The following is a 14,948-nucleotide window of genomic DNA, read 5'->3' on the forward strand; positions in this document are numbered from 1 at the left end:
ATAAGTTTACAAATTACGGCTAAAACATTCTTACTTCAAATTTATAAAAAATTTAAAAATGCCTAATGTTTTTGTTATCTGAGTGTTTGCAAGCTTTGTTTCATATGTAGAGAACAGAACATAATTATGTCTTTCAGTTACTGGCTCCACCAGAAGATCGGATATTTTTGAAATTGCTTTTCCCAACGTACCCTGGGAGTTATAGTTCAACTGATCTGCAAGTCTGCCGTTGACCCAGGAATTGTAATCTGCCTGGGATGGGTTGGTCAAAGCCAATATAAAAATTAAGATTACTATGATTGCAAGAAATTTTTTCAAAATACGCCTCCCGTTATACCAGTACTATGCCACCGGTAATATACTTTTTAAAGTTGACATAGTACCAGAGAATAATATTATTCACAGCATTTCTAAATAATGTATATGGTATCATAAAACAAATATGCTGGAAAGTATAAAAAGCTGCTGCTTATTTTTTTCAAATGAATGAGCCCGGCACAATGAAAGTTCTTCAGCTCACAGCCCTTCCCCTTTTATCCTCATACATCAGTTTGTCAATATGCTTGTAAAACTTTTGTATGGAAACTCCTGATTTGGTTTTGTATATGTCATACCCAATGCTGAGACTTATTTCATACGGAATATCATTTTTGCTGTTATATACTTCAATGTACTCTTTAAGCCGTCTTATCATACTTATGAGCTCAGACTCCTCCATTATTTCCATAACAACAACAAATTCATCACCGCCGTATCTGGCTATGAAGTCATCTTTCCTGAAATTCTTTTTAAGAATTTCGGCTACACAGATTAATGCATTATCACCTGCGGTATGCCCGTATAAGTCGTTTATCTGCTTGAAGGAGTCAACATCGATCATTATACCGGCCAGATATTTGGATTGCACCCTGCTTTTTATTTTCTGATACAAATAATTGTCCAGCTGCCTCCGGTTGTACAAACCTGTCAGATAGTCGGTGTATAACCGGTTGTTCTGGATATTAATAAAAACAATCAGCAGAGAGAAGGCCATGCATATCCATATCACGGATATCCCGTAAAACATTATTTGAAAAACAGCGCTGAGAAACGGCGGAAAGGCAGAGGCAATGAGGGCTGTGTATTGCCTCCTGTCAATGCGGTCCTTCCTGCTGACCAGCATGACAAATGTATAGACAAAATAGAAATAACATATGAGACACATGAGCAGAAACAATTTTCCCCTGTAATATACATTGTTGCTGTCGACATAAAATAATAAGCCTGTTGCCGGACTTAAAAGAGCCAGTACCGCATTAAAAAGTACCGGCAGACTCAACGGCAGGCTGATTTTTTTGACACGCTTTATATCCTTGTTAATCTGAAAATCGGCATAAACGGACCAAAGCATGCAAGGCACGGGATTGAGAATGTAATAGACCGTATTGGATATAATATTCATGTACCTTGCAGGGTCCCCGCTTTTCATATTCAGAACCCACGTTGCTGTATCTACTATTAAGATCAATATATTAAAAAATAATATAAGCATAAATAGCTTCTGATCATATAAATATTTTTCTTTTTTATTTCTCATATTAAAAAATATTATTATCAGGATAGTGGCAGCAATCAAATTAATTTCTATATAACTGAACATCAGCATATTTCCACCTTGCACTTTACACAAAAACAATATGTATCATATTTATTTATAATACAGTTTTCATTTTGAATAATCTGTCGAAGGATGTCGTTTATCTCTTTTGGTTTTTGTGTAATTTTTAATTAAAAATCTATCATTTATTCTGCCTTGCTGACCTTTCTCAACCTGCCTTTTATGGGGGTTTTCTGGAGCTCTCCGTAGACCAGCTCCCCCTTGTTGTTAAGTATTTCCACAAAGGTGGAAACATCAGCGATATTTATTATTCCTATGTCCTCTGCCGACATGCCTTTAATATTACAAAGCGTTCCCACAATATCCACCGGCCTCATTTTTGTTTTCTTGCCGGCGTTTATATGCAATTTCAATATTTCCTTATTCATTCGTGCACCTTTTGCCTGTTTCAGGACAGGGGCGGAAATCATTTTCTCGGCAAATTGTTCTTTTAAGCTGTTTACCGTCTCGGGAGAGGGTCTTTCTCCCGCTGGTATTTCCTTGCCCGTATATTGTTCTATTGCAGCCATATACTTTTCGTCATTATGCGTAGCAAAAGTGATTGCCTTGCCGGTACTGTCGACGCGTCCGGTTCTCCCTACCCTGTGCACGTAGTCTTCACTGTCAATGGGAACATCGTAGTTGATTACCAGTGATATCTTATCTATGTCTATTCCTCTGGCTGCTACGTCGGTTGCAACCAGATATCTGAACCGGCCCTGCTTGAATTCATTCATCACTTTGAGCCTGTCCCGCTGTTCCATCCCGCCGTGGATTTTCTCACAGGTATATTTGAGCTTTTCAAGTTCATGCTGCAGCGCATCTACCATGTGTTTCGTGTTGCAGAAAATTATGCAGCTCTCAGGATTTTCAACAATTGTAATATCCCTGAGCAATCCCAATTTATCCTTCGCCTCAATCCGGCATTGTTCCTGAAGTATCCTTCCGGCAATTGTGCTCTGTTCTTCAATTTCAATGAGCTCCGGAGCTTTCATATACCTGCCGCATAACTCTTTTATGGTCCCCGGCATGGTAGCAGACAGCAATACAGTCAGCCTGTCCCCGGACAATCGGGCTATTATATCCTCAATTTGCTCAATAAACCCCATGTTCAGCATTTCATCAGCTTCATCGATAACCAGATATTTTATATTCGAAGTGTCCAGGGTGGCTCTGTCCAGATGATCTATCAAACGCCCGGGGGTACCTACCACAATGTGAGCTTTTTGCCTAAGCTCCTTTTCCTGATTATAAAAAGATGACTTGCCGTATACAGCCGGTACTTTGAGCCTCTTGAATCTGCCGATATTAAATATATCCTCCTTTACCTGTATGGCCAGTTCCCTGGTTGGAGTAATCACCAGAGCCTGGGGTTTATTTTCAGCCCACTCCACCATATGGCATACCGGAATTGCAAAAGAAGCGGTCTTTCCGCTCCCCGTACGGGATTTCACTATTATATCCCTTTTGTTCAGCAAAGCAGGGATAACTTTCTGCTGAACAGCTGTGGGACTTTTATAATCAAGCATTTCAATTGCTTTTATGATATCACCGCTTAAATGAAAATCACTGAAACTAAACTCTGTCATTTATTCAACTCTTTCTTTATCTTTATGCTGTCATTATCTTTCCCGGATTGTTACCTTTATTGTATCACCGGGCTGTTTTCCGATTTTCGCCCTGATTTCCTTCCTGATACCTATAATATGGCGGGGTGTTTTCATCCTCACCAGACTGCCCTCATAGAGCTCGCCATCAAAGGAAGCCAGTACCTTCACCCTGCCTTTTCCAAACTCCTGTCTTACATCATAGGGAAATTCTATATACGCACCGTCAATGTCAGGTACTTTTTTTATTTCGGCTTCAAACTCATATATTTTGCTCATGAGATGCATCCCTCCTATGCTACAGGTGGGTATTTATCAATTTCTTCAATCAACTGCCGCACAGCGTCAGGTTCCGTTGCCCAGCTTGTGCAAAACCTGACCGCGCTGGTATCGGCACTAACCTTTTCCCAAAATGAATATTCAAACTTTTCGTTTAATTTCGCAAGAATTTCATCCGGTATTATGGGAAACTGCTGATTTGTGGTGGATTCCACCAAAAAGCCGTAGCCGTTTCTTTTGAAGGCAGCTTTTATAAGCAGAGCCATTTTATTGGCATGGCTTGCCATCTCAAAGTACAAATCCTTCTCAAACAGAGCGGCAAACTGCACTCCAAGCAATCTTCCCTTGGCAAGCATCCCGCCCTTCTGCTTTATAATATATCTGAAATCCCTCTTGATTTTGTCGCTGCACAAAACCACCGCCTCTCCAAAGAGTGCACCTATTTTGGTTCCGCCTATATAAAAAGCGTCGCACAACCGGGCCAATGCAGGCAGATCCAGATCATTGTCCTCTGCGCAAAGGGCATAGCCCAAACGCGCTCCGTCCACATAGAGAAACAGATCATTCTTTCTGCAGACTTCACTTATATCGGTCAGCTCGGCTCTGCTGTATATGGTGCCAATTTCGGTGGGATTCGAAATATATACCAGCTTGGGCTGCACTATGTGCTCCCTGGTCTCGTCGTTGACATGGGCCTCATAACAATCCTGAACTGCCTGAGCGGTCAGCTTGCCGTCAACTGCCGGAAGTGCGAGCACCTTGTGTCCGTTGGCCTCTATAGCCCCTGTCTCATGGGTATTTATATGTCCTGTATGGGCCGAAACAACACCCTGATGCGGCCTCAGAGCCGCAGTTATCACCGTCAGGTTTGTCTGGGTACCTCCCACCAGGAAATGTACGTCTATATCGTCCCTGCCGCATTTGCTTTTGATCAGCTGTGCGGCTCGGGCACAATAGGGGTCGGCACCGTAGCCTGCAGTCTGCTCCATATTTGTTTCAACAAGCTTCTCCAGCACCTTCGGATGTGCACCTTCACTGTAGTCACAATTAAATCGCAGCATTCGAGCCTCCAAGTTCCCACTGGTTCATCAATTCATCAAATACTTCAGCACAGGCAATGGTATCTCTATGCGGTATTATTTCGCTCTCGATCTTATTGCTTATGAATAAATCTCTGAAATGGTTTATCTGAAATATAAAGCCGTCATCAAAATCTTCTGCAAAGCTTTCCACCAGTTTATTCTCATTATCGTACAGTTCACACTTTCTTGAACCTAAAAAATCATATACTATGATATTCCCCTCTGTTCCGCATATCCTTGCATCCCTGTTGGCAGCCGCCGTGACACCACAGCTCAGTGAAGCAAGCGCACCGCTTTCAAAACTCATATTTATTACTGCAAAATCGTCGACGCCGGTTTTGCTGAAGGTTGCCATACCGCTGACCTTCGAAGGATTTTCACCAAGTATTCCGGTGGTGAATTCAATTGGATAAACCCCGGCATCATACAGGCTGCCGCCTGCAAGCCTGGGATTGTAGAGCCGGCTTTCAGGATTAAAGGGCATATTGAAGCAAAAGGATGCACTGACCAGTTTAACTCCCCCTATTTTGCCCGATTTCACCCATTCCCTGGCTTTTCTGAAAGCGGGAATAAACCGGGTCCACATGGCCTCCATCAGAAGTACGTTCTTTTCTTTGGAAAGCCGTGACAGCTCTTCTGCATCTTTTTTATTAAGTACAAAAGGCTTTTCGCAAATAACAGCCTTTTTGTTATTAAGACATTCCTTTACTATTTCATAGTGAAAATTATGTGTCAATGCAACGTAAACAACGTCAACCTCTGCATCGGCAATAAGTTCACTGTAGCTGCCATAGGCTTTTTTTGAACCGAATTTTTCCGCGAAAGCCTTTGACCTTGACATGTCACGGGATGCTACAGCTGCCAGTTCAACTCCTCCGGCAGTATTGAGCACCTTTGCAAACCTGGCAGCTATGCCGCCTAAACCAACTATTCCAAATCTAATCTTCATTATGTATTCCTCCTGTAATTAAGAATTTATATATGCTAAAAGCTCTTCTGTGCTCTTTTTCCCTGTGAAGTCAACAGGCCTGTCATATGCTGCCAGCATGCCGATTTCATCGGGCTCAAGCTTTGTTTTCTTTTTTTTGGCCCTTATCTTCAATTTCAGCATATTCATAAGTAACTTATCGGCAAAATTTAATTTTGAGTAATCAAAACCTCCCCTTAAATAAAAAAATCCTATTTGTTTCTGCTGTTCCGCGGTAAAATTCATATTCCTTACTTTATCAATGTCTTCCTTTCTCGGGGGAGCTGCGCCTGTGGCAAAGACAGCGATCCTTTTACCTTTGAGCCGTTCCAGATTGCCGGTAATCAGTTTTACACCGTTTATTCCGACGGCATACAAGCCTCCGCCATAGACAATTTTGTCGTATGCCTCAAGCATATGGACAGTAACCCCCGAAGCTTCAAAAATATCTGCTTTCAATTCCTCTGCAATCCATTCTGCATATTGTTTTGCAAAACCGGTTTTTGACCTGTAGACTACAATAGTCTTCATTAAGTTTTCTCCTCAATCCTTATGGGTTAAGTTAATTTTAATATTAGTCCGTAACTTAATCTATTGTCATTTGTCATAATATTATTAGTTCTAATATACATTATAAATTTATTTCATAAGTATTGACAGACTTTTTGTTCAATATTTGCTTTTTTACCGCTATTTTTGTACCTCACAGCTTCCGCAAAGTTTTGTAAAAGAATCATTGATTTTAGCTTCTCTGTCATCGTTGGTCAACACAATCAAATAATCCCCCGCACAAAGTACGGTATCACCGTTAGGGATTATTTCCCGTTCTCCTCGCCGGACTGCTACCATAAGACAATGTGAAGGCAGTTTTATATCCCTGACCTGTTTACCGTCCACCATTGATCCCATGCAAACTGCAAATTCAAGAATTAATTTATGCTTTTTATCACCTACAGCCGCATCATTATTGCCCTGCTTTTGCAATATTCTTTCCAGCAGGGATTCATAAATAGGCTTCGATCCCAGCAAATCAGCGACAATATATGCTGTTACAGATACTATCGCCAGGGATAACAGGTGATTAAAGGACCCTGTCATTTCAGTTATTAATATGATACCCGTTATAGGTGCTCTGACAACAGCTGTAAAATACCCGGCCATGGCCAGTACTATAAAACTGTTTATATAATTGCTGTCCATATTGAACAGGTTTACCACCGCTAAACCATAAATACCCCCAATCAAAGCCCCGATGGAAAGCAGCGGCAGAAATATTCCTCCCGGAGCACCCGAGCCATAGCTTATCATTGTAAACAAAAACTTAACCAGTAAAAGTACAAACAAAAAGGCCAGAGGGAATTCGTCCCCCGTCAGCAGCCCGACTATCAGATCATGCCCTCCGCCAAGAACCTGGGGCAATATAAAGCCCAAAACAACAGAAATCATTAAAGGTATTATAACCCATAATTCTTTTGGTATGATCTTAAGCTTTGAATATAAAAGCTGAGTCTTTAAAATGGACTTGTTGAATAAAACTCCAAGTACTCCTATTAAAGCTCCAAGCACGACTATATATAAATAGGACTTAAGCGGCAGCACCGACAAGCTCTTGAGATTGAAAACCGGCTTTAATCCGAAAAAACCGCTGGAAATATAGTCGGCCGACAGGGCTGCGGCAAGTGAGGACAACAAAACCAGGGGAGAAAAATTTTTGTGGACCTCCTCCAGCGCAAACATAACACCTGCCAAAGGGGCATTGAAGGCTGCCGCAAGGCCTGCACTTGCACCACTGGTTATGAGATACTTTTCCTCCAGCTTCACCCTTTTAAGCATTTTGCTGAACCCCTGTCCTGCTGCCGCTCCCAGCTGGACCGAAGGACCCTCCCGCCCAAGTGACAGGCCTGAACCTATAGCTAAAATACCTCCAAAAAATTTCACAACAATCACTTTCCACCAGTTCATTTTAAGTTTTCTCAGCAGCATTCCTTCCACCTGCGGAATACCGCTGCCGCCCGCCATTGGCTCATACTTTGTGAGTTTGCCTAAAATAACACCTATGATTAGTAAAACTCCAAGCCAAACCGGTATGAATTGCGGTCTTGCAGATAAAGTACCATATATCCCCTGCAATAATACCATGGCTCTTTCAAGAGCAAACCGGTATAATACTACTAAGAGTCCGGCTAAAATTCCAACTGCTATCCCTTCGAAAACAAGTTTCAATCTGAAACTATGCCAGTGAAAAAGGGTGTTGTATGTATTATGTCTGTTAGTTGTTTCCATAAAGCTTGATTTGCCTCCATTAATGTTTTTCCGATTTTACAAATTTAAATAAGCTCATATCTATGCAGGATATCCTTTACGAGAATTTCTGTATTTCCAATATCGAGACCTAAAATTATCTGTATCATGAAACCATCAAGTAAAGCCACAAAATTTCTGGCTTTAAGCTCCGGATTCGATGCTCCTGCTTCTTTAAATAAAAGTTCCAGATCAATGTAAAGTTCGTTATAAACAGTTGAAATGTCAATTGAAAGAATACGCTGCATCCCGGTATTGGAAAGAATCTGGAGTATCAACATACAACCCTCTTTTTTTGCATTGTAAACTTTAATCATTTCAAATATTATGGCTTTTAATTTTTCCAGAGGGGTTAAGGCCGCAGAGTGAATCACTTTTGAGGTTGCAAGCTTGATTTCCCGGAACTCTTTCATAAAAGCATTTATAAACAGATTTTCTTTTGTTTGAAAATACCAGAATATAATGCCCTGGCTTATTCCCAGTTCTTTTGCTATATCAGAAACTTTTACGCCATTATAGCCTTTTTCGGAAAATTTCTTTATTGCAGTCCGTAATATATCCTCTTTCCTGGACTGAGTCAGAATCTCGTTCTTTTCTTTATTCCGTGGCATTTTAGAGCCTTCTTCCTTTTGTTTTATATATTGACTGACAACTCAATCAATTATACTGCAAAAATTAAATTTACTCAATAATTAAATGTAAGCTGTAAATTTTAATATACAATAATCAGGATTAGTAACACCTTTGGGATAAAATATTTTATTACCGGTTTTCCACAAAACCTTTTTGATTACCATGCCCTCTTTTTTTCCAGGCGGTAACATTGCTTTGGAGTTTGGGTACCCAGCTTCATCAATTGAACTAAATTAAACTCAAATCACTATTGCCGGACACTCTTACCACCTTACTTTTGTACTGCCGCAGCATGCCCTCGAATTTCTGCCGCCCCGCCTCAAATTCTCCTGTCCACCTGTACATTAGTTTAAGCATTTTCATATTCGATTTGTAATGACATTTTTCAATCCCAAGCTGTTGTTTTACAAAACGTTTTAATATGCGGAATTTCCTTTTCCATAACGGCGGATCAAGAAATATTATTGTATCCGCCATATCCAGCAGGCAGTGGCAGGACTGCCGGTAGGTTCCTTCCACGATCCATTGTCCGGCCTTATCTATTTCATGTATCAGTTCAACCTGCTGTTCAGGAGTGCGTTTGTGCCTTCCGCCGGGATGGTCATTGTAAATAATGCAATCCAGCTCATACCACGGTATACCGAGTTTTTGAGAGAGCTTTCGGGCGAGGGTCGTCTTACCGCTGGCAACAATCCCAATGATATATATTTTTTTCATTTTCACACCTTGTTATATTTCTTTTAAAATTATATCGATAACTTCTCTTCCAAGAACAGTATTATGTCCCGAAACACAGGTGTCAAAATCCATCTCCTTATATTTCAAAAGAGTATTAATGAATACTTCCTTCCCTGTCTCAACCGACGGAACAATTTCCTCCATGGTATCACCTATGTTGTCACCGGTATTAATTACTCCTTCTTCCTCGTCAAGTACGCTTATGCAGTCAACCGTATGCCCCGGTGTATAAAAAATTTTGATTTTGTCGTCAGGGAAATATAAAGTATCTTCAAAGGTCAGGTTCGGAAGACACTTTTGAACATCCCCTCTAACAAATTGTTTTCGCTTTTCCAGCATTTCATCCCACTTTTCCGAAATGATTTTTCTGCATAGCTGATGAGATATGATTGTACAGTTTTCAAGCAAACCGTTTCCCCAGATATGATCCCAATGATAATGGGTATTAACTGCAATAACCGGATTGCGATTGTTTCCCAGATATTCTATAACAGGAGAAATACTCAGGGAACCCAATCCTGTATCAATGATGTAGTTGTATTTATTTCCCATAATCAAGTGAAGATTTAAATCCCAGTCTGCAACATTATATTTGAATACGATATTTCTTTTTTTTACTTTTATAATCTCCATCATACACCTCTCTCAATATCATAGTTATTTAGTATTCATTCAGTATTCATACCCATTTTCCCCTGCATGGTCCGGTCCTTTCTTCCATATTACCCCATATACTGCTGCATATCAATGATTTCTGTGATGATTTTTGTGCCGTTTTCCACATCCATTATTTCCACATAAGCTATATAATTTCTAATTTTTTCATTTGTAAAAATCATATTGCCGGCATATAATATAACCGAACACACGTTCGATCATATTATTTAGGTGGCCTTATGGAAAGAGTAATTTTGCATTCAGATTTAAACAACTTCTATGCCAGTGTTGAATGCCTGCATCAACCTGAGCTGCAAGGCAAACCTGTCGCTGTGGGAGGCAGTGTTGAACGCCGGCACGGAATCATTCTGGCCAGGAACACCATAGCCAAAAACTTCGGCATCAAAACCGGCGAGGCCATCTGGCAGGCCAGGCAGAGATGCCCCGGCTTAATTGTCACCCCTCCCGATTATGGCAAATACATCAGATTTTCAAAACTTGCCAGAGAGATATACCGGGACTATACCGACAAAATAGAGGCCTTCGGCATTGATGAAAACTGGCTGGATGTCACTGATTCAACCCGCCTTTTCGGAGACGGCGAACATATCGCCCATGAAATACGCAGGCGTATGCGTGCCGAAACCGGTATCACAGTGTCGGTAGGTGTCTCCTGGAACAAGATATTCGCAAAGCTGGGAAGCGACTTAAAGAAGCCCGATGATGTTTCAGTCATCAGTCCTGATAACTATAAGCAAAGGGTTTGGCCTCTCCCCGCAAAAGAACTTTTATACGTGGGTCCCTCTACCAGGCGAAAGCTTGCAAAAATCGGACTCTACACCATAGGTGATATCGCAGCGGTTTCGCCTGCTGTTTTGACCGGTCTGCTGGGTAAATGGGGCGAATATCTCTGGAGTTTTGCCAATGGCCTCGACACAACCCCTGTGTCAATTCTGGGGACAGAGAGCATGATCAAAGGTATCGGCAACAGTATGACCACTCCCCGTGATCTGGAAAACAATGAAGATGTCAAAATGCTGTTTTACGTACTCTCCGAAAGTGTTGCCGAAAGACTCCGCAGTCACTGCTTTAAAGGCAGTACAGTACAGATACACGTGCGTGACAGGGACCTGGTGACCATAGACAGGCAGGCCCCGTTGAACACTCATACCTTTGTCAGCAGTGAGATAGCAGAAAAAGCTTTTGAAATATTCCTGAAAAACTGGACCTGGGATAAACCCATACGTTCCATAGGTGTAAGAGTTACCGATCTTGTAATACCGGATGGCTGCACCCAGTTAAGTTTATTTGATGCTGACAACAGAAGGCTGAAAAAAGAGCTGCTGGAAAAATGCATTGATGATATAAGAAGCCGTTACGGACATTACTCAACTCAAAGAGCCCTGATGTTAAAGGATACAGAGCTTAATGCCAACCCCATAGAAGAAAATGTTATTTTTCCTGTATCCTATTTCAGATAGAAAAGAGGAGGTCTCATGCGTAAGGTTTATGTGGATGTTATGTCAACTTTTACAACGGATGGAGAGCTTCTTCTCCTGTTCTTTTTGTGGGAGGATGGAACACGCTATGATATAGACAAGGTGTTGGATTTTCAGAAAGCCGCCAGTCTGAAAGTGGGCGGTCAGGGAATAAGATTCAGATGCAGAGTAATGAACAAAGAGGTATATATTTTTCTTGAGGAAGACAAATGGTTCATGGAGGGCAAATGACTGTGCACAGGCGGGTATATCTTAATGTTACGGCTCTCAGACGCAGCAGCACCGGAGAATTGATCCCCTATTCCATTGAATGGGAAGGCCGTATTTATAAAATAAACAAAGTTCTGGAGAGCAGGAATGGAAAAAGCCTTAAGCAAAAAGTAAATGCACAGAGGTTTAATTGTATATGTGAAGGAACAAAGCTCCAGCTGTTTTTTGAGGATGGAGGCTTTAGGAATCAAAGATTTTATATTGAGGTAGAAGATAATTGCATCTGTGAATGATCTCTCAATATAATACCTGAGCATAACACCTGATTGGTGCATTACATTATCAATATTCTTTATGTAACCGTATATTAAACATTTCCATATTATGTATTAAAAGCTTACGTATAAGGAGTAGATTTTAATGTCGGATCAATATGACGAATATGATGGATATGACAGATATGAGGGGTATGAGGATTATGATTATTATGAGGATGACTTCAGACCTGACGGAACACCGGGGCCCATGATGCCTCCCCAGGGTCAGCCTCCTTTCGGACCCTCCCAGGGTCAACCGCCCTTTGGACCTCCCCAGGGTCAGCCACCTTTTGGCCCTCCCCAGGGTCAGCCTCCCTTTGGCCCTCCCCAGGGTCAGCCTCCCTTTGGCCCTCCTCAGGGTCAACCACCCTTTGGCCCTCCTCAGGGGCAGCCCGGTTTATTGCCATATTCACCTGGACCGCATAATTTCGGACAATTTGCACCAAATATGCGTCCACCGAGCTTTATTCCCCGGAGACCCGGTTTTTTACCCGGCCCGGTAAGACAATGCCGGAACAGATTTGCATATATATGGCTGAATAACGGGAGAAACTTCTGGGCCTGGATTTCAAGCGTCACTCCCCGTGTAGTTTACGGCTACAGATGGGATGGCCGCAGATGGGTTTACTTTGAAGTTTTTACTTTCAATATCGTCACCTTTGTATGCATCAGATAAGCTTAGGAGGCATGGTGAAGGAAGGGATTTTACAACCCTTCCTTACATAAATATCTCAAATATTATATAATAGACTATATACATTAAACTATATTAAAAACTATATTAACGCTACATTAAAGAAAGCAAACGTCTTAAAAATAACAAATGCCAAGTTTCTGTTTACAGGAGGATCAAAATGTGCGGACGATATGTTGTATTTACAGAGGAAGAAAATGAGGAACTGATAGAAATCCTTAGCGGCATAGACCAGCGGTATAAAAATGAAGCCCGGCAGGTGAAAACCGGTGAAATCTTCCCTACCGATACCGCACCGGTTATTACCGGCGGTCCCGGCAATTCAAGGAGCCTGCACCTTTTTAAATGGGGCTTTCCCAACTATATGAAATCAAGCGCTGTTATCATAAATGCAAGGTGCGAAACTCTCAATGAAAAGCCCACCTTTCGCAAGCTGCTTTCCACCGGCAGATGCCTCATACCTGCAAGCGGCTTTTACGAATGGAAAGCTGCCGACGGCCGGGCCGGAAAAAAAGACAAATACCTCATACGCGCTTCCGCTTCAAACCTCATGTATTTTGCAGGCTTGTACGGCAGCTTTTCAGATAGGACAGGCCTCCTCTCAACACGCTTTGTCATAATAACCACCGGCGCAAACCGGCAGATGTCGAGCATACATAACAGAATGCCGGTCATTCTTGACAAACCTGGGGCAACGGCCTGGATCAGCCCGTCCTGCACACCGGAGGACAGTCTTCTCAGGCCGTACGGCAGTGAACTGACCATCGGCAGGGTGGGATAGAATTGTCTTTTATATTGCCACTCTTTCGGTACCGGGCATGTTAACAATCTTGCGATTGGATATTATGGAAAGCGGACCATGCCCACCGCAAATTATACATGGTTTTTGTATGCTTTCACCTATTTCTTCGGCAAGGCTGGTTATCTGCTTTCTCATTTGGGTAGCTTTTACGGAATCTGAATTGACACTTCTCATCAGGTATGGTGCCAGAGAGTTAAACTCGGCACGTTCGGGACTGAAACCGCTTATGTTGACCAGAATATCTCCTGTAAAAGCTACTCCGAATTTTCTGCAGACAAAAACCATTTCGCCGTAAACATGACCTCCGCTGCCCTCATATACTTCAAATTCCAGATCTCCCACCGAAAAACTCCCTATATGCAGCAGTTCTTCGTGTTCTTCGGGAGTATCTCCGTCATCCAGAATTTTAAAATTATGTGTTTCGGGAGGTATATAGCCTGAAATTATACGGCTCAGTTTGCTGTAGCCAAGTCCGATGTCATTGTGTTCCCTGTAATCCGGAACACCTTCATACTGACGCCTTAAATTGTCGGCACTCTTCCTGTTCAAACATATTCCGGCATTCTCAAGTCTGGACAGCATACCGCAGTGGTCAACATCGGCATGGGAAATATAAACCCTTTTAATTCTTTTTTCCCAATCTTTAAAGAGACTGCTGAAAATTTCAAACATTTCCCCGGAATATATTGTGTAGCCGGTGTCCACAAGTACCAATTCGTCCTCCGTTTCCATAACATAAGTATTGCTGCCGCAGGGGGGCTGGATGTTGTATAGCGTCACCAACGGGCTTATTTGTATCCTTTCAATGTCGGCATTAAAATTGCTGCCCCGATGCCGGCTTATAAAATTTGCAAACCGCCTTATATAGTCAAAAACCTTTTTGGGATTCTCCCCTTTTTCCTGAAGCACCTGCCAGATACGGTTGGATTCGGATATAAACTCCATTGTCGTTTCAGTGCTCAGATGCATTAGTTTTTGCATCTCATTTGCCAGGCGGATATAGAAAATCGTGTTGTCAAGGCTGTTTTCAGAGTCATCGTAATCTGTAATATCTATTTGATATACTTCACTGATATCCTCAAGCAGCATCTTTATTACCTTTGGATTTTCTATGAGCAGTCCCATCTTGAAATTCTGGAACCCGGTATTGTTTGAGCTGGAATTAATGTATGAAATATTTATGCCGTATCTGTCCAGTATCCTCAGAATAGGCAGTGCAGAACCTGGCTTGTCGGGTATCTTGATATTTACAACTACAACTCTGGTTTCCGAAATCTTTTCATTCAGGTAGCCGATATTTGCCAACTCCTCCGCTATTTTGGCCAGGTCGCCCTCCTGAGCTTCAACATCAATAAAGAGCGTATGAAGGTCAACAGCTTTATTATAGCTTACGCGGACAATATTTCCGTTATGGTTTGCTATTATTTTCGAGGCCAGCATAAATGCTCCTGTTTTATCCGGCATATTTGTAACATAAGTTTTTCTTGGCATATTAACCTCCAAGCCATGTTATGGCTTTGGGCCGA

The 14,948-nt window shown here is 41.8% G+C and carries 17 protein-coding genes; 5 read left to right on the forward strand and 12 right to left on the reverse strand.

The features are described from left to right. Positions 1–30 precede the first annotated feature (30 nt). From CTER_RS12205 to CTER_RS12255, 11 genes are all read right to left on the reverse strand, one after another. Positions 31–318 (reverse strand): DUF4359 domain-containing protein, encoded by a 288-nt coding sequence (locus tag CTER_RS12205; protein ID WP_004625782.1) that lies wholly within the window; start codon positions 316–318, stop codon positions 31–33. 193 nt (positions 319–511) lie between these two features. Further along, positions 512–1,645: a GGDEF domain-containing protein gene (locus CTER_RS12210; RefSeq protein ID WP_040761014.1), complete on the reverse strand. Its 1,134-nt coding sequence runs from the start codon at positions 1,643–1,645 to the stop codon at positions 512–514. 137 nt (positions 1,646–1,782) lie between these two features. Then, positions 1,783–3,225 carry a DEAD/DEAH box helicase gene (locus CTER_RS12215; protein WP_004625827.1) on the reverse strand — a complete coding sequence of 481 codons (1,443 nt, stop codon included), beginning with the start codon at positions 3,223–3,225 and terminating at the stop codon, positions 1,783–1,785. A gap of 33 nt (positions 3,226–3,258) precedes the next feature. After that, the gene (locus CTER_RS12220; RefSeq protein WP_004625724.1) at positions 3,259–3,522 is read right to left on the reverse strand and encodes a DUF1905 domain-containing protein; all 264 of its coding nucleotides are present in this window, start codon (positions 3,520–3,522) and stop codon (positions 3,259–3,261) included. A gap of 14 nt (positions 3,523–3,536) precedes the next feature. After that, positions 3,537–4,583: a threonine aldolase family protein gene (locus CTER_RS12225; RefSeq protein ID WP_004625814.1), complete on the reverse strand. Its 1,047-nt coding sequence runs from the start codon at positions 4,581–4,583 to the stop codon at positions 3,537–3,539. Next, a complete protein-coding gene (locus tag CTER_RS12230; RefSeq protein ID WP_004625761.1) occupies positions 4,570–5,553 on the reverse strand; it encodes a Gfo/Idh/MocA family protein in 984 nt (327 codons plus the stop codon). The genes CTER_RS12225 and CTER_RS12230 overlap by 14 nt, the downstream gene beginning before the upstream one ends. Before the next feature lie 18 nt (positions 5,554–5,571). Continuing rightward, positions 5,572–6,102, reverse strand: a complete 531-nt coding sequence (locus tag CTER_RS12235; protein WP_004625788.1) for a flavodoxin domain-containing protein — start codon at positions 6,100–6,102, stop codon at positions 5,572–5,574. Between the two features lie 159 nt (positions 6,103–6,261). Continuing rightward, positions 6,262–7,854: a H(+)/Cl(-) exchange transporter ClcA gene (clcA, locus tag CTER_RS12240; RefSeq protein WP_004625812.1), complete on the reverse strand. Its 1,593-nt coding sequence runs from the start codon at positions 7,852–7,854 to the stop codon at positions 6,262–6,264. A gap of 44 nt (positions 7,855–7,898) precedes the next feature. Continuing rightward, positions 7,899–8,483, reverse strand: a complete 585-nt coding sequence (locus tag CTER_RS12245; RefSeq protein WP_004625809.1) for a TetR/AcrR family transcriptional regulator — start codon at positions 8,481–8,483, stop codon at positions 7,899–7,901. Between the two features lie 250 nt (positions 8,484–8,733). Further along, entirely contained in the window at positions 8,734–9,222 is a 489-nt protein-coding gene (locus CTER_RS29170; protein ID WP_004625877.1) for a P-loop NTPase family protein, read from the reverse strand. A gap of 12 nt (positions 9,223–9,234) precedes the next feature. Further along, positions 9,235–9,879 carry an MBL fold metallo-hydrolase gene (locus CTER_RS12255; protein ID WP_117387196.1) on the reverse strand — a complete coding sequence of 215 codons (645 nt, stop codon included), beginning with the start codon at positions 9,877–9,879 and terminating at the stop codon, positions 9,235–9,237. A gap of 260 nt (positions 9,880–10,139) precedes the next feature. On the opposite strand from CTER_RS12255, the gene CTER_RS12260 reads away from it, so the two are divergent. The 5 genes from CTER_RS12260 to CTER_RS12280 all read left to right on the forward strand — a co-directional run bounded on the left by CTER_RS12260 (position 10,140) and on the right by CTER_RS12280 (position 13,401). Next, the gene (locus CTER_RS12260; RefSeq protein ID WP_004625857.1) at positions 10,140–11,381 is read left to right on the forward strand and encodes a DNA polymerase Y family protein; all 1,242 of its coding nucleotides are present in this window, start codon (positions 10,140–10,142) and stop codon (positions 11,379–11,381) included. A gap of 15 nt (positions 11,382–11,396) precedes the next feature. Further along, the gene (locus CTER_RS12265) at positions 11,397–11,630 is read left to right on the forward strand and encodes a hypothetical protein (protein WP_004625881.1); all 234 of its coding nucleotides are present in this window, start codon (positions 11,397–11,399) and stop codon (positions 11,628–11,630) included. After that, on the forward strand, positions 11,627–11,902 hold the full coding sequence (locus tag CTER_RS12270) for a hypothetical protein (RefSeq protein WP_004625779.1): 276 nt from the start codon (positions 11,627–11,629) through the stop codon (positions 11,900–11,902). The genes CTER_RS12265 and CTER_RS12270 overlap by 4 nt, the downstream gene beginning before the upstream one ends. A 127-nt stretch (positions 11,903–12,029) precedes the next feature. Further along, entirely contained in the window at positions 12,030–12,602 is a 573-nt protein-coding gene (locus CTER_RS28830; RefSeq protein ID WP_004625865.1) for a hypothetical protein, read from the forward strand. A gap of 178 nt (positions 12,603–12,780) precedes the next feature. Further along, positions 12,781–13,401, forward strand: coding sequence for an SOS response-associated peptidase (locus CTER_RS12280; protein ID WP_004625793.1), 621 nt, complete (start codon positions 12,781–12,783; stop codon positions 13,399–13,401). A gap of 9 nt (positions 13,402–13,410) precedes the next feature. On the opposite strand, the gene CTER_RS12285 is transcribed toward CTER_RS12280, so the two are convergent. Further along, entirely contained in the window at positions 13,411–14,913 is a 1,503-nt protein-coding gene (locus CTER_RS12285; RefSeq protein ID WP_004625829.1) for an MBL fold metallo-hydrolase, read from the reverse strand. Between the last annotated feature and the right edge of the window lie 35 nt (positions 14,914–14,948).

The sequence above is a fragment of the Ruminiclostridium cellobioparum subsp. termitidis CT1112 genome (assembly GCF_000350485.1).
Taxonomy (GTDB): domain Bacteria; phylum Bacillota; class Clostridia; order Acetivibrionales; family DSM-1351; genus Ruminiclostridium; species Ruminiclostridium termitidis.